Source organism: Kribbella sp. NBC_00359, from assembly GCF_036097425.1.
Taxonomy (GTDB): domain Bacteria; phylum Actinomycetota; class Actinomycetes; order Propionibacteriales; family Kribbellaceae; genus Kribbella.
On sequence record NZ_CP107975.1, the window covers coordinates 7089305 to 7107425 of the forward strand.

Consider the following 18121-nt stretch of genomic DNA (forward strand, 5'->3'; position numbering starts at 1 on the left):
GCGATCAGTTCGCGCTCGCCTTCCGCAGCACCGGTGCACCGGCGGCGCCCGCCACCGCGACCAGCACGAGCCCGGCGACGACCTGACCAATCAGCAGCAGTACGCCGGAACTCCCCTGCGTGATCACCTTGCCACCACTGAGCGCGAGCCCGCACAGCGCACCGAACCCGACGACCGGCAATCCGACCCCGACGACAGGTACGACGGCGGCGAGTCGCGCCGACCGCTCGATCACCCGCAACGGCACACCAGAACGCCGCAACGCACGGGCAGGCGCGGCCTGGTCGAGGGCTGTACCGACCGCACCTGCAGCTGTCGATGCGGCCACGGTCATGAACACCAGGGCCAGCAGCAGTGCGACTCCGATGCGCAGGTCGTGGAACGTCGGGTCGTCCTTCCCCGGCGGCATGAAGACCGAGATGAAGCCGGTGACGAACCCACTCAGCACCAGCGCCGCCACCGGACGGAAGGCGGCCTTCGGGTCGTCGGCCAGTCGCCGTCCCGCGAGCAGCGCCACCGGACCGTTGGCCAGGCTCGCCAGCATCTTGCCGATCACCTGCACCGCCCACGGCCCGATCACCCGTACCGCGAGCGCCGCGAAGCCCACACCGATCAGCAACGGGATCAGAGCCGCCTGCATCCCGTAGTACGCGAGAACGATCGGACCGATCAGCAACAGTCCCAGCCGCAGCACACTGATCCCCTTGCGAGTCTGACCGCGTACGACGCCGAGTGGCGTGATGCTGACCCGGCCGAGTCCGATCAACGCGCTGACCACCGACAGGACAGGTACGGCGGCCAGTACGACGAGCACGTTCCACCAGCTCACCGTGATGTCGTGCACGTACCAGCGTCCGCCGCCCAGCGGGATGCGGGCGATGAGTGGACTCAGCAGTGTGTAGCCGACGAGACCGATGACTGCACCGGCCAGACCGAGTACTGCCTGCTCCACCGCACTCAGCCAGAGCACCTGTGTCCTGGTGGCACCGGCGAGGCGGAGTGCAGCCAGGCGATGCTCACGGCGCTTCGCCGCGACGCCGGCGGCCTGACCGACCAGGCTCAGGATCGGGAACAGCACCAGGATGATGCCGAAGGCCACGGCGATCAGGAGGCCGAGCATGCGGCTGTCCATAACGTCGTCGTTCCAGCTGCTGACGTACTGCGGATGGTCGTCGGGCCGGAGTGAGTCGACGCCACGGATGACGATGAACTCCTCCGGCGAGGACAGCCCCTTGTCGGTGATCACGCCGGCCGGCTTCTCCACGCCGTACTGCTTGCTCAGGCTGGACCAGTGCTTGGCGACCTCGGGCGAGACGAAGACCTCGCCCGGCCTCGGGGTGTGGTCGAGGCCGGGTGGTGGCGGGAGTTCGTTGGGGCGGAGCGTCGCGAGGTCGAGGCGGATCATCGGGTGACCGTCGACCGTCTCGTCGGTCAGGTCGATGGCTCCGATCGCCGTCGCCGGGTCGGCCTTGTCGGAGCTGCGCCAGCCGATCCGGTCGGAGCGATGGGCCAGCCCGAGCGAACCGGCGATCAGGAAGGTGACGAGCAGGGCGACGACCGCGGTCGCACCGAGCGCGGCGAGGTTCGCCGCCCGGCCACCAGGCCCTGGACGGCGGACGAACCGCAGCCCGAGATCCGTCATCGGGTTCATCGGCCGGTCGCCCATCCGAGCGGTTGACCGCTCGACTCGGCACCCGACGACTCGCTCACCCGGCCGTCGACGATGCGCAGGACCCGATGACAGCGGGCGGCGACCGCGTTGTCGTGGGTGACGACGACCACCGCCGCGCCGCGATGCGTGGCCGCGCCGACGAGCAGGTCGATCACCTGGGAGCCGGTGGTCGCGTCCAGAGCACCGGTCGGTTCGTCGGCGAACACCACCTGCGGCTCGCCGACCAGTGCGCGCGCGATCGCGACGCGCTGCGCCTGACCGCCGGACAGTTCGCCCGGGCGCCGCCCGGCTTCCGCCGCCAGCCCGACCTGGGCGAGCATCATCCGGGCCCGGCCGATCGCGTCCCGCCGGCTCAGCCCGTCCACCATCAACGGCAGGGCGACGTTCTCGTCGGCGGGCAGCTCGGCGAGCAACTGGTTGTCCTGGAAGACGAAGCCGAGTCGGCGACGTCGAAGCACTGTGCGGGCCGCGTCGTTCAGCTGGTCGACGCGTTCGCCGCCCAGCCAGACCTCGCCCTGGTCCGGCGTGAGGATGCCGGCAAGGACGTGAAGCAAGGTGGTCTTGCCGTTACCGCTCGGGCCCATGACCGCGAGCGCCTCACCGGACCGGACCGCGACATCCACGCCGGCCAGGCCGACGACATCGCCGTAGTACTTGACCAGGGCGTGACCGCTCAGGACGACCTGTGGTTGGGGACTCTGGAAGCTCATACCGCAGAGCCTGTCGCGGACGGTGCCTCGGATCGTCGGCCCGCGGTCCGGTCTTACCGTCGTCTTCCGGCGCCTTTCACCATCCGCGCGTACGACCGGGGTCGTACGTCAGTCGGTCCGGAAGGCAGAGGGATAGGCGTCGCGATAGCTGGGGATCGTGCCGGCCGGGGTCTCCACCGACTCGGCGTTGAGCATCGCGTGCACGATCGCGCGGGACAGTGTCCGGGCGCCGGCGGCGTAGACCGTCTCCAGTTGCCCGATCGCGGTCGGATCCGTGACGCTCAGCCGCGGCCCGTCGTCGCTCCGGGTCGACAGCGCGAAGATGCTGTCGCCGTCGACCAGCGTGTGGATCGGGTCGATCGCCCGGGCCAGCCCGTCGTGCGCGACCATCGCCATCCGCCGTGTCGCCGCCTTGTCCAGCGGTACGTCGGTCGCCAGCACCGCGATCACCGTGTTCATCGGCGGCCCAGGGATCAGGTTGCGTCCAGGTGCGGCCGGCGGAGGCGGCTCGGTGGGAGTCCGCAGGTGCGTGAACTCGTCACCGAGGCCGTAGCGAGCGCCGTACAGGTTGCCGTCGGCATCGACCGTCGAGCCGGCCGCGTTCACGATCACCAGCGCGCCGACCGTCGTACCGTCATCCAGCCGGACACTGGCCGAGCCGACGCCGCCCTTGAGTGACCGGGCGCGCGCCCCGGCGCCGGCGCCATGGTTGCCTAGGGCAACCGGACCGTCGGTGGCGACCGCGATCGCCTGGGCGCCCCAGTCCGGCTCGGGCCGGGCCTGGAAGTCACCGCCGCGACCGAGGTCGAAGATCACCGCGGTCGGCACGATCGGGACCACATCCTTGTCGCCCTGCCCGACCCGGACGCCCTCACCACGCTCCTCGAGCCAGCGCATCACGCTGCCGGCCGTGTCCAGTCCGTACGCGCTGCCGCCGGTCAGCACGATCGCGTTCACACCGGCGTTGGAGTTCACCGGCTCGAGCAGATCCGTCTCCCGCGTTCCGGGCGCGCCACCACGGACGTCGACACCGGCCACGGCTGTGGCCGGCAGATGGACGACCGTCGTACCGGTCAGGTACGGCGCGTCGACCCGCTCGACCTGGCCGACCAGGACTCCAGGGACATCGGTGATCGCGTTCTGCGGACCCGGCTGCATCGTCATGGTGAATGTCTAACACTCGGGCGAAATCCGGTTGCGGGCGACATTAACGTGGATGGCATGAACGCCGATCAGCTCTGTGGTCTGCTCGCGGAACCGTCGAGGCTGCGGACGTACTCCGCCGTCGTCCTCGGCGCGACGACTCCGGATCAGGTTGCCGGCAGCACCGGACTCCCCGCGCCGGTCGTCGTCAAGGCGCTCCAGCGGCTGACCAAGGGCGGGCTGATCACGGCTGCCGGCGACGGTCTGCAGGCCGACGAGGCGGCGTTCAAGGACGCGGTGCGGGAGAGTCGCCCGGAGCGGGTGCCGCTCGACCCCGATCCGGACCGCGACGCCGTCCTCAGGTCGTTCATCCGGGACGGCCGGCTGACGCACTTCCCGACCCATCCGGAGAAGCTCCGGATCGTCCTGGAGTACCTGGTCACCAGCTTCGAGCCCGGGCGCAGTTACCCGGAGCCGGAGGTGAACGAGATCCTCAACCGGTGGCACCCGGACCACGCCGCCCTCAGGCGCCAGCTCGTCGACGCGCGCTTGCTCGATCGCGCCAGCAGCATCTACACGCGCCGGTCGTGACGTGCGCTGCCGTCAGGTGAGGCGGCGGGCCGACGTGTCCTGGCGGGGCTTCTCGTTGGGAGCGATCCGGATGCTCGTGTCGAGCACTGTCGCGCCCTGCGCGGCGGCCAGCACCGAACGGAGGTCCAACCGGACGACTTCCTCGAGGTCGAGGGTCAGCCGGGAGACGCGGTGCAGCAGGGCCTCGATCGCGGGGATGTCCACCGGGTCCGAGCCCCGGTAGCCGTAGAGCAGCGGGGCCGCGCGCACCTCGCGGACCATCTCGGCGGCATCGCGGGTCGTGAGTGGCGGCATCCGGTACGAGCGATCGCCCAGCAAGTCGGTCGCGACACCGGTCAGGCCGAAGGTGACGACCGGGCCGAAGGACACGTCCTCCAACGCCGAGATGACCACCGGCACGCCGGGCGGCGCCATCTTCTGGACGACGAACTGCGCCCGGGCGGGATCCGACGCGACCCCGAAGGTCTGCGTCATCTCTGCCCAGGCGGCGCGCATGTCGTCCTCGTCGTGGATGTGCCGCCAGATGTCGGCGAGGTCCGGCCGCATCCGCCACTGCTCGGCGGTCGCCTTCAGGATCACCTCGTAGCCGAGGTCCTCGGCGCGTGCGACCGCCTCATCCGCACTGAGCACCGGGAACGCCGGCAGCACCGGGATCCCGTAGAAGCTGAGTAGCCGCTGCCGGTCGGCGTCCTCGAGGTCGGCGCCGGACGGGTGCCGTTGCAGGTACTCCGCGACGAAGTCCTCGGCGCCGGCGGTGTCGATGTCCGGCAGGTCGGGGATCCGGCTGTCCGACCGCCGCCGCCACTCGGCGTACTGTGTCGCCTTCGCCAGTGCGCCGACGGCGTACTGCGGATTGAGGAAAGACGGGATCGATCCACGGGCCGCGCCGCCATCGGCGTCCGGCACCCGCAGCTCCGCGGGCACGCTGCGGGATGCGAGGAAGGTGGACACGACCGGCTTCTTCGAGCCGGCGGCCGCCGCGGCCAGGACCTGCGCGACCTCCGCGCCGTTCGACTGCACCGGTGGCGTGTAGATCACCACGATCGAGTGCACCCGATCGTCGCCGAACACGTCGCCCAGCGCCGCGCCGAAGTCCGCCGCGGTCGCGTCCGCGCTGAGGTTCCGCGGCTCGCCGGCCACCTCCAGGCCGCAACCGGCCATTGTGTCCAGGGCGAGCAGGGTCAAGGCGTCGGAGTTGCTGACGATCGCGACCCGCCGGCCCTTCGGCAGCGGCTGGTGCGCGAGCAGTTGGGCGACGTCGAACAGTTCGCCGGTGGTGTCCACCCTGATCAGCCCGCTCTGCCGGAACATCGACTCGATCGATGCCGGGGGCAACTGACTGCGCCGGACCATCTGCCCGACCGGCACGCCCTGGGTGGTCCGGCCCGACTTCAGCGCGACCACCGGCTTCCGCCCGGCCAGTCGCCGCGACACCCGGCTGAACTTGCGCGGATTGCCCAGCGACTCCAGGTACAGCAGGACGACCTCGGTCGCCTCGTCGGAGTACCAGTACTGCATCAGGTCGTTGCCCGAGACGTCGGCCCGGTTCCCGGCCGACACGAAGCTCGACAACCCCAGGCCACGGCCGGCCATGTCGGCCAGGATCGGCACCCCGAGCGCACCGGACTGGCAGAAGAACGCGACCCGGCCGCGGCTCGGCATCACCGGCGAGAGCGTCGCGTTCAGCTCGACTCCCGGCGCGGTGTTGATCACCCCGAGCGCGTTCGGCCCGATCACCCGCATCCCGTAGGACCGGGCCAGACCCACCAGGTACCGCTGCCGCTTCCGCCCTTCGTCCCCGATCTCGGCGAACCCGCTCGACACCACGACCAGCCCGCGCACGCCCTTGGCCGCGCAGTCCAGGATGACGTCGGCGACCATCTCGGCCCGCACGGCGACCACGGCCAGATCGACCGTGTCCTCGACCTCGCGGATCGTCGGGTACGCCGGTACACCCTCGATCTCGTCCGCCTTCGTGTCGGTGTTGACGGCGTACAACCGGCCCGGGAAGCCACCGTCGCGCAGGTTGCGCAGCAGCGCGTTCCCGATCGTGCCCTCACGCCGGCTGGCACCGATCAGCGCGACGCTCGACGGCGTCAGCAACCGCGCGATCGAGAGCGCCTCGGACCGCTGCTCCCGGGCCTGCATCACCCCGAAGGACGTGTCGGTCGGCGCGATGTCGAACTCGACCACGATCACGCCGTCCTCGAACTCGCGGGCGACCTTGTAGCCGGCCTCGGTGAAGACCGTGATCATCTTCCGGTTGTCCGGCAGTACCTCGGCGACGAAATGCGCGATGCCGTTCTCCCGGGCCGCCTGCGCCAGGTGCTCCAGCAGGAGCTGTCCGAGGCCGCGGCCCTGGTGCGCGTCCTCGATCAGGAACGCGACCTCCGCCGTACGCCGTCCGGTCCGCTCGTACCGTCCGACGCCGATCATCTCGTCACCGACGGTCACAATCAGCGCCAGCCGATCGTGGTAGTCGACCTGTGTGAACCTCGCCACGTCCCGATCGGACAATTGTGGGTACGGGGCGAAGAACCGGTAGTACTTCGACTGCTCCGACACCCGGGCGTAGAAGGACACCATCAGGTCCGCGTCGGCCGGCGCGATCGGCCGGAGATGCGCGGTGGCACCGTCCCGCAGTACGACGTCCGCCTCGAGATCGCCCGGATAGCCGGACGGGTGGTGCGGGTCATACTGGGCCGGTTGCTGCGGCTCCTCATCATCCGGCGGGGTCACTTGGTCAGCCTACTCAAAACGGCCTGATAGAAGGTGGTGAATTTTGGTCGCGCGGATCGCGCCCGTCCTGGTCTTCCTGATCGCCGTGACCGTCATCGCCGAACTGGCCGACAAGGCCAAGCTGTTCGAGGTCGCCGCCCGGGAAGCCGCTCACCTCGCGCGCGGCCGGGTCTGGCGGTTGTGGCTCCTCGTAGTCGCCCTCGCGACCGGGCTCACCATCGTGCTGTCGCTGGACACCTGCGCGGTCCTGCTGACCCCCGTTGTGCTCGCGATGGCCCGCCAGCTCGACATCCCGCCGAAGCTGTTCGCGTTCACCACCGTCTGGCTGGCCGGCACCGCGTCGCTGCTACTCCCGGTGTCCAACCTGACGAATCTGCTCGCGCTGCACCAGTTCCACAGGTTGGACGTCTCGTACCTCGCGGTGAGCTGGCGACCCGCGATCGCCGCGATCCTGATCACGGTCACCGTGCTGGCCGTCCTGTTCCACCGCGATCTGCGCCGGACGTACGTCGTACCGCGGACTCCGGAGGTGGACGACAAGGTGCTGTTCTGGGGCTCGGCAGGTGTCTGCGTGCTGCTCGGTCCGGCCTTCGTGTCCGGGATCGAGGTCGCCTGGCCGGCCAGTGTGGGCGCGATCATCCTGGTCGTGTTGTTCGCGGTCCGGCGGCGGAGCGCGCTGCGGTGGTCGCTGATCCCGGCCAAGCTGGTGATCGGAGTGGTCGTGCTGTTCGCCTTCGTCGCATTCCTCACCGATCACGGCCTGGAGGAGCTGCTCCGCCGGGTCGCCGGGACTACCTCGGACCTGCGGCTGAGTGCGACCGGGGTGGTCGGTAGCAACCTGTTCAACAACCTCCCGGCGTACCTGGCGATGGAGCCGGTCGCCTCCAGCGACCCGCACCGGATGATGGCGCTGCTGATCGGCGTGAACTGCGGCTGCCTTCTGACCCTCTGGGGGTCGCTCGCGACGCTGCTCTGGCGGGCCCGCTGCGACGCCGCCCGCGTCGACATTTCGTGGTGGTCGTTCCTGTGGCGCGGCATGATCCTGACGCCACTCGTCGTTGCGGGGTCCGTTCTCGTACTGAATGGGTAATGTGCGGGACATGGCTACGGAGCAGAGCACTTCGGACGTCACGCGGGAGTTCCGGGAGGCGCGGGATTTCCTGGTCGCGCATCGGGAGGACTACGAGACGGCGTACCGGGACTTCAACTGGCCGTCGTTCGACCGGTTCAACTGGGCCCGCGACTGGTTCGACGCGCTCGCGGTCGAGCAGCCCGAGGTCGCCGCGCTGACGATCGTCGAGGAGGACGGCGAGGTCAACTCGCGCACGTACGCCGAGATGGCCGAGCGGTCCCGCAAGGTCGCCGGCTGGCTCACCGCGGCCGGGCTGAAGCCGGGCGACCGGGTGCTGATCGTCCTCGGCAACACCGTCCCGCTCTGGGAGGTCATGCTCGGCTGCATCCGGGCCGGCGCGGTGATGATCCCAGCGACCACGCTGCTCACCGATGCCGACCTGGCCGACCGGATCACCCGCGGCGGCGTCCGGGCCGTGGTCACCGGTAGTTCTGAGGCCGGCAGATACGCCGGGATCGCGGACCACTGCATCCGCGTCGCCATCGGCACGCCGGTCGAGGGTTGGCTGCACTACGACGACTTGGCTTCGTACGACGGACCCGTGCCGGAAGTGGATACCGCCGCTGACGACTCGCTGCTGCTGTACTTCACCTCGGGGACGACGAGCCAGCCCAAGCTGGTCGAACACACCCAGGTCAGCTACCCCGTCGGCCACCTGTCGACGATGTACTGGATCGGTCTCCAGCCCGGCGACGTCCACCTGAACGTCTCCTCCCCCGGCTGGGCGAAGCACTCCTGGAGCAACGTCTTCGCGCCGTGGAACGCCGGAGCGACCGTCTTCCTCTACAACTACACGCGCTTCGACGCCGAGAAGATGCTGCAGGTCCTGCAGACGTACGGCGTGACGACCTTCTGCGCACCGCCGACGGTGTGGCGGATGCTCATCCAGGCCGATCTGTCCGCGGTGAAGGTCCAGATCCGGGAGTGCATCTCGGCCGGTGAGCCGCTCAACCCCGAGGTGATCGAGCAGGTCCGGAACGCGTGGGACATCACCATCCGGGACGGGTACGGCCAGACCGAGACAACCGCTCAGATCGGCAACCCGCCGGGTCAGCCGGTCAAGCTCGGATCGATGGGCCGGCCGCTGCCCGGATACTCGATCGCGCTGCTCGACCCGGCCACCGACGAGATCGGCGACGACGGCGAGATCTGCATCGAGCTCGCGCCCGCGCCGGTCCCGCTGATGCGCGGCTACCGCGACGCCCGCGAGCTGACCCAGGAGGTCATGCGCGGCGGTTTCTACCACACCGGCGACGTCGCGAGCCGGGACGAGGACGGCTACATCACCTACGTCGGACGCTCGGACGACGTGTTCAAGGCCAGCGACTACCGGATCTCGCCGTTCGAGCTGGAGTCGGTGCTGATCGAGCATCCGGCAGTCGCCGAGGCGGCCGTCGTACCGTCGCCCGATCCGGTCCGGCTCGCGGTCCCCAAGGCGTACGTCGTGCTCGCGTCCGGTCACGAACCGTCGCGTGAGCTGGCCGGCGAGATCCTGCAGTTCTGCCGTGCCCACCTGGCGCCGTACAAGCGGATCCGGCGGATCGAGTTCGCCGAGCTGCCGAAGACGATCTCCGGCAAGATCCGGCGGGTCGAGCTGCGGGCGGACGAGGCCGCGAAAGTCGAGAGTGGCTCCGAGACCCAGCACGCGTACGACGAGGCCGACTTCAAGGAAGGCTGACACCTGGCGGGCTGGAGCACGGGCGTACCGTTTCCTCATGACCGATGACAAGAGCCTCCTCAGCCGGATCGACGAGCTGGTCGCCGAGGAGAAGGAGCTGCGCACCAGGCATGCCGCCGGCCAGATCACCGACACCGACGAGCACGCGCGCCTGCAGGCCCTCGAGGTCGAGCTCGACCAGTGCTGGGACCTGCTCCGCCAGCGTCGCGCCAAGCGCGAGTACGGCGAGAACCCCGACACCGCCCAGGCCCGCTCCGCCGACACCGTCGAGGGCTACCTCAACTAAGGCGCGTCCTAGAACCCGCGCAGATTGTCCGGGGTGATCCGGACCAGGACCGAATAGCTCGCGTGGAACTGGTCCGGGGTCATCCCGAGGCGGGTGATGTCGTCGGCGTACTTCGCGTCGTACGCCGCGAGCTCCTCGGGAGTCAGACCGCTGTCGTCGATGACGGCGTCGCCGGTGAGTACGCCGACGTCACCGCCGGTGTGGGTCGCGTTGAAGTTCAGCGAGACTCGCGGGCGCGAGACGACGTGCTGCACCTTCGCGGTGCCGGGCTGGCTGCTGACCAGGATCTGGCCGTCGTGCCAGAGGTACCAGACCGGTTTGGGAGCCGGCGTACCGGACTTGGCGACCGTGGTCAGCCAGAGCACCTTCTCGTCGTCCAGCTGCCGGGCGATCCGCTTGCCGAAGTCGCTTGACGTGTCGATCGTGAACATCAGGCCCCTTAAGGTCTCAGGATGGCCCGAGCCGCCCCCACTCGATGGCCGGGCAGTGGTTCATCACCATGGTCAGGCCTGCCGCGGTCGTGCGTGTGTAGGCGTCCGGATCCACTACACCGAGCTGGAACCACACCGCCTTCGCGTTGATTCCCACCGCCTGGTCCGCGATGTCGCCGGCCAGCTCGGACCGGACGAACACGTCCACGCAATCGACCGGGAACGGGATGTCCGCGAGCGTCGCGTACCCCTGCTCGCCGTGCACGGACTCCGCCGACGGATGCACCGGCACGATGCGTTTCCCGTGCCCCTGCAGGAACCGCGCCACGCCGTACGCCGCCCGGCTGGTGTTGTTCGACAGCCCCACCACAGCCCACGTCTGGCAGTCCGCCAGAATCTTCCGGATATCAGCGTCCATGAGTCCATTGTCTCAACCACGCAAATAGGTGAGCACCGCGGAGACCCTGCGATCCAGGCCGTCGTCCAGCTGCAGCTTCGCGAAGATGTTCCCCACGTGCTTGCGTACGGCGGCCTCACTCACGACCAACTGATCTGCGATGGACGCGTTCACCCGGCCCTCGGCCATCAGCGCGAGCACCTCCAGCTCACGCGGGGTGAGCGCGGCCAGCGGCCCGTCGTTCCGCCGCCGGGCGAGCAGTTGCCGGACCACCTCGGGGTCGACCACCGTCCCGCCGTCCGCGACCCGGTCCAGCGACTCGAGGAACTCGGTGACGTGACCGACCCGGTCCTTCAGCAGATACCCGATCCCGCCGGTCGTTGTCTCGAGCAACGACGAGAGGTACGCGTCGGCGACGTACTGCGACAGCACCAGGATCCCGATGGACGGGAACTCGGCCCGGATCGCCGCGGCCGCCCGCAGGCCCTCGTCACTGTGCCCCGGCGGCATCCGAACGTCGGTGATGACGACGTCCGGCGGCTCCTTGCGTACGACGGCCAGCAGCGTGTCCGCATCCCCGACGGTGTCCCGTACTTCGTGCCCGGCGCGGTCCAGGATGCTGGCCAGTCCCTCCCGCAGCAACAGCGAGTCTTCGGCCAGCACGATGCTCAGTCGCCGAGTCGACACGGGCACTCCATCCGCAGTCGGGTCGGCCCACCGGGCGGGCTGTCGACGACGAGTGTGCCTCCCAAGGCGTCCAACCGCGTGACCAAGCCGGTGAGTCCCGTCCCCGCGCCCACCTTCGCGCCGCCGATCCCATCGTCCGTCACGGTGACGATCAGCTGATCACGCTCCACCCGGCCGGTCACCCCGCAGCTCGAAGCCTGGGCGTGCTTCGCCACGTTGCCGAGTGCCTCGCTGACCACGAAGTACGCCGCCGCCTCGATGGGCGGCGGCAACCGCGACGGCAACGCCAGCTGCACCGTCACCGGTAACGGACTCCGGTCCGCCACCTCCCGTACGGCGGCCTCCAGCCCGTGGTCGACCAGCACGCGCGGGTGGATCCCCCGGACCGCCTCGCGCAGATCGGCGAGCGCCGCCTCGGCCTCGGAGTGGGCCTTCACCACCAGCCGCCGGCCCTCCCCCTCCGGCAGGTCGAGCTCGGCCAGCCCGAGCGTCATCGTGAGTCCGACCAGCCGCTGCTGGACGCCGTCGTGCAGATGCCGCTCGATCCGCACGCGTTCGGTCTCGAAGGCGTCGACCAGGTCGAGCCGGGACCTGCGCAGCTCGGCGACGTTCCGCTGCAGTTCCTCCTGTCGAGGTCCCAGCATCGCCTTCGCCAACGATGCCTCCGCGCCGGCCACCACACCGACCAGATACGAGCTGACCACGAAGAAGGGCGGACCGAACGCGACCAGGAAGATGAGACCCTCCGCCGCAGTGTCCAGAGTCCATGGCCCCATGCCCATCTGCTCGCTGTTGGCAATGATCGGCGCGGCCAAGGTGATCCCGAGGACCGTCGCGCTGATCCCGGCTATCAACGCACTGAGCGGCCAGATGAAGACGCCCAGCACGAAGCCGTACCCGAGCGCGCGCAGGGAAGCCTGCTCGCGGCGCCGGAACTTCAGCTTGTCCCGCCGCCTGAGCGCGGACGGCATGGTCGCGTGCGGACTGCTGATGCCGTCGATCAGCACCAGGCGGGCGCGCCACCGCTCGACCCGGCCGATCAGCACGCCGAGGAGCGGGAAGGCGGTGAGCAGCAGGACGCCGATCAGGATCGGGCTCAGCACCGCGCCGGCCGCCGCGGCACCGATGAGAACGCCGATCGTCAGCACACCCACCGGCACCGACGTGAACAGGTAGGCATAGCTCCGCCACGGCCACGACGACACCAGATACCGCGACGACGCGAGTGCGGCCCAGGTAGTCGTCGGTCTCTCCACACTGCCAACCCTAGGGGTGGTACGTCTCCCAGGACGGTAGCGTGCGCGCTACTCCAGGTGTCCTCCGCAGGCCAGGGTGCGGAGCGGCGTACGGCGGTTGGCTGGGACCATGACCGCTACCGCGCCGACGTACCCGAGTGTCGTACCCACCGAGCCGCCGGCTCTGCTGCTGGACGGCATCACCAAGACCTACCGCTCCAAGGCCGGAGCGGTCGACGCGCTGCGAGGCGTGACCTACCACTTCGCCCGGGGCTCGTTCACGGCCGTGATGGGAGCGTCCGGCTCCGGTAAGTCCACTCTGCTGCAGTGCGCCGCCGGACTCGACCAGCCGACCAACGGCACCGTCGTACTCGGCGGTGTGACCCTGAGCGGACTCAACGAGGTCGCGCTGACCAAACTGCGCCGGGCCGAGATGGGCTTCGTGTTTCAGGCCTACAACCTGCTGCCCTCACTCACCGTGTACGACAACGTGGCGCTACCGCTGCGGCTGACCGGTCGTCGGCCGAGCCGGGACGAGGTGAACCGCGTGCTGGACCAGGTCGGGCTGCAGGGCAAGGCCAAGCGGCGGCCCGCCGAGTTGTCCGGTGGTCAGCAGCAGCGGGTCGCGATCGCGCGGGCCCTGATCACCCGGCCGTCGGTCTTCTTCGCCGACGAGCCGACCGGAGCCCTGGACAGCGGGACCAGCCGGCAGATCCTCACATTGTTGCGCGAGGCAACCGACCGCGCCGGGCAGACCGTGGTGATGGTCACCCACGACCCGGTCGCCGCCGGGTACGCCGAGCGCGTGCTGTTCTTGTCCGACGGCCTCATCGCGGGTCACCTCGACCGCGGTATGCCGGCCCAGATCGCCGCCGCCATGAGCGACCTGGAGCGGTGATGTTCCATCTCAGCCGGCAGACCGTCAGCCGCCATCGTTCCCTGTACGCCGGTTCGTTCGTGGCACTCGCCGTCGGCGTGTTCCTGCTCGGTCTGGCGGCGACAGCCACAGCCGCCACGATCGCCTACCACGGGCCGGCCGCGGCGAAGATCGTCGTGACCACACTCGGCGGTGACGACGCTGCGCCCCGGCAGGTCAGCGTGCCGATGTCCGACGCCGACGTGTCCGGGCTGCAGACGGTACTCAGTCTCGTCGGCGTGATCTGCGGGTTCATCACGATCTTCGTCATCGCGAGTACGTTCGCGTTCGCGGTGGCGTCCCGGCGACGCGAGCTCGGGCTGCTGCGGCTGATCGGCGCGACACCGGGACAGATCCGGCGGATGGTTCTCGGCGAGGCGCTGGTCGTCGCGCTGGCTGCGTCGCTCACGGGTGCGGTCCTCGCCCAACTGGCGACACCAATGCTGCTGCGGAGGGCGTCGTACACGGAGCTGGCACCGGTGAAGCTCGAGACGGCGTCACCGTGGGTGCCCTTGTCGATCGCGGTGGGGGCTGGGCTGCTGGTCGCGATGCTCGGCGCCCGGTCCGCAGCTCGCCGGGCCGGCCGGGTCGGTCCGATCGACGCGCTGCGGGAGGCGGCGCTGGAGCCGCCGCGGATCGGGCCGGTGCGGGTCGTCTTCGGGCTGCTGTTCATGGCCGGGGCGATCGTGATGCTGACGCTCATCCGGCCGTCGACCGGTGAGGGCGCCGTACCGCTGGCGATGTTCACGCCGATGGTGATGGTGATCGCTTTGACGTTGCTCGCGCCGCTCGTGGTGCCGTGGATCAGCCGGCTGTGGGCGCTGCCACTGGTCGCCTGGACGCGCGTGTCCGGGCGGCTCGCCCGGAGCAACGTGGTCGCCGCGCCCAGGCGCAGCGCATCGCTCGCGGCACCGATTCTGTCCATCTCCGCGATCGCCGGCTCGATGGTCCTCAGCCTCAGCTTCGCCGCGGACAGCGCCGCCGCGACCATCCGCGATACCCTTCGCGCGCCCGTCGTCGTGACTGAGGCGGCCGATCTCTCCACGGTCCCTGGGGTGGGTGCGGTCGACGCCGGGCTGCCGCTGCAGCTGGTCCGGATCAGCCGGGACGACGCCCGACTCGAGGACGCCGAGGGTATCGACCCGGCGATTGCCGCCAGGACCCGCGACCTGACTCCCCTGTCCGGCGACCTCGGCAACCTCACCGGCAATACCGTTGCTGTCAGCAAGGAAATGTCCGGCTTCGAGCACTACCGGGTGGGCGGCGAGGTGTCGGTCACCTTCCTGGACAGGACCGCCGCGAAGCTGAAGATCGTCGCGATCCTGCCGGACGCCATGGGCGTGAACCCGTCGTTGCTGATCCCGCTGGACCTCGCCCGCAAGCACGCACCGACCGCCAAGCCCGACCGCCTGTTCGTGCTGCCGGCCGATGGCGTGGACGCGGCGTCGCTGGTCAGCACGATCGACCACGCCGTGCCGGCCGCCGACTGGGAGGCGGAGCAGGCTGACGGTGTCCGCAAGGGGAACCAGTTCGGCCTCATCCTGCTGCTCGGCCCGGCCGCTCTCTACAGCGCGATCGCGATCGCCAACACGCTGCTGATGGGGAGTCTGCAGCGGCGGCACGAGTTCGTCACGTCGCGGCTGCTCGGGGCGACGCCGGCGCAGATTCGCCGGATGGTCCTGTGGGAGTCGTCGCTGGTCGGTGCGGTCGCGCTCACGCTCGGTACGGCGATCACCGTGACGGTCGGGATCCTGATCCGGCACGCGATGACGTCGGGGGTGGCCGACGTACCCGTCACCGTGCCGTGGGCGGTTCTGCTGGGGATCGCGGGAATCTGTCTGGGCCTGGCGGTAGGGTCCGCTCTGGCCCCGACGACGTACATCCTGCGCCGGTCGCAGCCGTCCGCGGCGGTGGAGTAGACCGGTATCGGGCGCTTCGACCACCGGGCGGGCGGGTCGTGGCCGGGGAAACCATCGTTTACCAGGGACAATGGGCACGGCGCCGGACCGTCGCGGCGCCGTACCGGTTTTGATCGAGGAGTTCGCAGACCCGCATGGCACGCCGTAGCAGCACCACCGCCGAGCCCGAGGACTTCGAGGAGCGCATCCTCGACGTCGATGTCTCCGACGAGATGCGCTCCAGCTACCTGGAGTACGCCTACTCGGTGATCTACGCCCGGGCGCTGCCGGACGCGCGGGACGGGCTGAAACCCGTCCAGCGGAGGATTCTGTTCTCGATGGCGGAGAACAACATCCGCCCCGACCGCGGGCACGTGAAGTCGGCCCGCGTCGTCGGTGAGGTCATGGGTAAGTACCACCCGCACGGCGACGGCGCGATCTACGACGCCCTGGTCCGGACCGCGCAGCCGTGGTCGATGCGGGTCCCGCTGATCGACGGCCACGGGAACTTCGGCTCCCTCGACGACGGCCCCGCCGCGATGCGGTACACCGAGTGCCGGATGGCGCCGCCGGCGATGGCGATGACGCAGGGCCTGGACGAGAACGTCGTCGACTTCCGGCCGAACTACGACGGCCAGGAGGAAGAGCCGTCGGTGCTGCCGGCCGCCTTCCCGAACCTGGTGGTCAACGGCGCCACCGGGATCGCGGTCGGGATGGCGACCAACATGGCCCCGCACAACCTGGTCGAGGTGATCCAGGCGCTGCGGCACCTGATCAAGACCCCGACCGCGACCCTGGACGACCTGATGCGGTTCGTCCCCGGCCCGGACCTGCCGACCGGCGGCAAGATCGTCGGCCTGGACGGCATCAAGGACGCGTACGCGACCGGTCGCGGCAGCTTCAAGATGCGCTCCACCGCCCGGATCGAGAACGTCACCCCGCGGCGCAAGGGCATCGTCATCACCGAACTGCCGTACTCCGTCGGCCCGGAGAAGGTGATCGAGAAGATCAAGACCCTGGTCCAGGCGAAGAAGCTGCAGGGCATCGCCGACGTCAAGGACCTGACCGACCGCACCCACGGCACCCAGCTGGTGATCGAGGTCAAGAACGGCTTCGTCCCCGAGGCCCTGCTGGAGCAGCTCTACAAGCTGACCCCGCTCGAGGACGCCTTCCACGTCAACAATGTCTGCCTGGTCGACGGCCAGCCGCGCACCCTCGGGCTCAAGGACCTCCTCGAGGTCTACCTCGACCACCGGTACGACGTGGTCCGCCGGCGCAGCGAGTTCCGCCGGCAGAAGGCGCAGGACCGGCTGCACATCGTCGACGGTCTGCTGATCGCGATCCTCGACATCGACGAGGTCATCCAGATCATCCGCGGCAGCGACGACGCGGCCGAGGCCCGTGGCCGGCTGATCGAGATCTACGACCTGTCCGAGGTGCAGGCCAACTACATCCTCGACATGCCGCTGCGCCGGCTGACGAAGTACTCCAAGCTCGAACTGGAGACCGAGAAGGGTGAGCTCGAGCGTGAGATCGAGCGGCTGACCGCGATCCTCGAGGACGAGGCGCTGCTGCGCAAGACGGTGTCCGACGAACTGGCCGAGATCGCGAAGACCTACGGCACCCCGCGGCGGACCGTGCTGCTCGAGTCGTCCGGTGCGACCAAGACGGCGGCCGTGCCGCTCGAGGTCACCGACGACCCGTGCTGGATCCTGATGAGCTCGACCGGCCTGCTCGCGCGGACGAACGGCGTCGAGCCGTTCGGCACCGGTGACACCCGGGCGAAGCACGACGCGATCGTCTCCGCGGTGAAGAGCACGGCGCGTGGTCAGTACGGGCTGATCACCAGTACGGGCCGGCTGATCCGGCTCGAGTCGCTCGACCTGCCCGCCGTACCGACGACCGCGAACGCGCCGAACCTGCAGGGTGGCGCGCCGGTGGCGGAGTTCGTCTCGCTGGAGCCGGGTGAGAAGGCGCTCGCGCTGACCACGATGGATCCCGACTCGATCGGCGTCGCCCTGGGGACGACGGGCGGCGTGGTGAAGCGCGTCATACCGGACCACCTGAGCAACCGCGACTCGTGGGAGATCATCCGGCTGAACGACGGCGACGAGGTGATCGGCGCGGTCGAGCTGACCACGGGCGACGAGGAGCTGTGCTTCATCGCGTCGGACGCGCAACTGCTGCACTTCCCGGCGTCGGTGGTGCGGCCGCAGGGGCGGACCGCGGGTGGCATGGCCGGCATCCGGTTGACCACCGGGGCGAAGGTGGTCTTCTTCGGTGCCGTCAACACCGGTCGCGAGGCGCAGGTCGTGACGATCGCAGGCTCGTCGTCGGCGCTGCCGGGGACCGAGGTCGGTGCGGTGAAGGTGACGCCGTTCAACGAGTACCCGGGCAAGGGCCGTGGCACTGGTGGTGTGCGGTGCCAGCGGTTGCTGAAGGGCGAGGACGGGCTGCTGCTCGGGTTCGTCGGTTCGGCGCCGGTTCGGGCGAGCGCGAGCAGTGGTGCTCCGGTCGAGTTGCCGCCGATCGACATGCGGCGCGACGGTTCCGGCGTTCCGGTGGCTCAGCCGATCGCGGCCTGCGCTCCTGATCTGGCAGGCTGA

Annotated in this window: 15 protein-coding genes; 7 read left to right on the top strand and 8 right to left on the bottom strand. The window is 69.7% G+C overall.

The window, feature by feature from the left end:
* Positions 1-4 precede the first annotated feature (4 nt).
* From OG876_RS34470 to OG876_RS34480, 3 genes are all read right to left on the bottom strand, one after another.
* A complete protein-coding gene (locus OG876_RS34470) occupies positions 5-1642 on the bottom strand; it encodes an FtsX-like permease family protein (protein WP_328520875.1) in 1638 nt (545 codons plus the stop codon).
* A gap of 5 nt (positions 1643-1647) precedes the next feature.
* The gene (locus OG876_RS34475) at positions 1648-2382 is read right to left on the bottom strand and encodes an ABC transporter ATP-binding protein (protein WP_328520876.1); all 735 of its coding nucleotides are present in this window, start codon (positions 2380-2382) and stop codon (positions 1648-1650) included.
* A gap of 108 nt (positions 2383-2490) precedes the next feature.
* Positions 2491-3546, bottom strand: coding sequence for a P1 family peptidase (locus tag OG876_RS34480; RefSeq protein ID WP_328520877.1), 1056 nt, complete (start codon positions 3544-3546; stop codon positions 2491-2493).
* Between the two features lie 57 nt (positions 3547-3603).
* Between OG876_RS34480 and OG876_RS34485 the strand changes: the two genes are divergently transcribed.
* Entirely contained in the window at positions 3604-4116 is a 513-nt protein-coding gene (locus OG876_RS34485; RefSeq protein ID WP_328520878.1) for a DUF2087 domain-containing protein, read from the top strand.
* 12 nt (positions 4117-4128) lie between these two features.
* Here OG876_RS34485 and OG876_RS34490 read toward each other — a convergent pair whose 3' ends face one another.
* Entirely contained in the window at positions 4129-6855 is a 2727-nt protein-coding gene (locus OG876_RS34490; protein ID WP_328520879.1) for a bifunctional acetate--CoA ligase family protein/GNAT family N-acetyltransferase, read from the bottom strand.
* Between the two features lie 43 nt (positions 6856-6898).
* Between OG876_RS34490 and OG876_RS34495 the strand changes: the two genes are divergently transcribed.
* The 3 genes from OG876_RS34495 to OG876_RS34505 are packed head-to-tail and all read left to right on the top strand — an operon-like array spanning position 6899 to position 9951.
* Positions 6899-7945, top strand: a complete 1047-nt coding sequence (locus tag OG876_RS34495; protein ID WP_328520880.1) for an SLC13 family permease — start codon at positions 6899-6901, stop codon at positions 7943-7945.
* A gap of 10 nt (positions 7946-7955) precedes the next feature.
* Positions 7956-9665 (top strand): AMP-binding protein, encoded by a 1710-nt coding sequence (locus OG876_RS34500; protein ID WP_328520881.1) that lies wholly within the window; start codon positions 7956-7958, stop codon positions 9663-9665.
* Between the two features lie 37 nt (positions 9666-9702).
* Positions 9703-9951, top strand: a complete 249-nt coding sequence (locus OG876_RS34505; protein ID WP_328520882.1) for a DUF2630 family protein — start codon at positions 9703-9705, stop codon at positions 9949-9951.
* An 8-nt stretch (positions 9952-9959) separates the two neighbouring features.
* Here the strand turns inward: OG876_RS34505 and OG876_RS34510 are convergent, their stop codons facing one another.
* Genes OG876_RS34510 through OG876_RS34525 form a run of 4 tightly spaced genes read right to left on the bottom strand, consistent with a single transcriptional unit; the run spans position 9960 to position 12722 of the window.
* Positions 9960-10382: a TIGR03667 family PPOX class F420-dependent oxidoreductase gene (locus tag OG876_RS34510; protein ID WP_328520883.1), complete on the bottom strand. Its 423-nt coding sequence runs from the start codon at positions 10380-10382 to the stop codon at positions 9960-9962.
* A 16-nt stretch (positions 10383-10398) separates the two neighbouring features.
* Complete coding sequence (locus OG876_RS34515) at positions 10399-10800, bottom strand: CoA-binding protein (protein ID WP_328520884.1); 402 nt, start codon at positions 10798-10800, stop codon at positions 10399-10401.
* A 12-nt stretch (positions 10801-10812) separates the two neighbouring features.
* Entirely contained in the window at positions 10813-11466 is a 654-nt protein-coding gene (locus OG876_RS34520; protein ID WP_328520885.1) for a response regulator transcription factor, read from the bottom strand.
* Positions 11448-12722: a sensor histidine kinase gene (locus OG876_RS34525; RefSeq protein WP_328520886.1), complete on the bottom strand. Its 1275-nt coding sequence runs from the start codon at positions 12720-12722 to the stop codon at positions 11448-11450. The genes OG876_RS34520 and OG876_RS34525 overlap by 19 nt, the downstream gene beginning before the upstream one ends.
* 109 nt (positions 12723-12831) lie before the next feature.
* Here OG876_RS34525 and OG876_RS34530 point away from each other — a divergent pair, with 109 nt between their 5' ends.
* The 3 genes from OG876_RS34530 (at position 12832) to OG876_RS34540 (ending at position 18121) form a co-directional block, all read left to right on the top strand.
* Complete coding sequence (locus OG876_RS34530) at positions 12832-13599, top strand: ABC transporter ATP-binding protein (protein ID WP_328520887.1); 768 nt, start codon at positions 12832-12834, stop codon at positions 13597-13599.
* A complete protein-coding gene (locus OG876_RS34535) occupies positions 13599-15536 on the top strand; it encodes an FtsX-like permease family protein (protein WP_328520888.1) in 1938 nt (645 codons plus the stop codon). The genes OG876_RS34530 and OG876_RS34535 overlap by 1 nt, the downstream gene beginning before the upstream one ends.
* Positions 15537-15670: 134 nt before the next feature.
* Entirely contained in the window at positions 15671-18121 is a 2451-nt protein-coding gene (locus OG876_RS34540; RefSeq protein WP_328520889.1) for a DNA gyrase/topoisomerase IV subunit A, read from the top strand.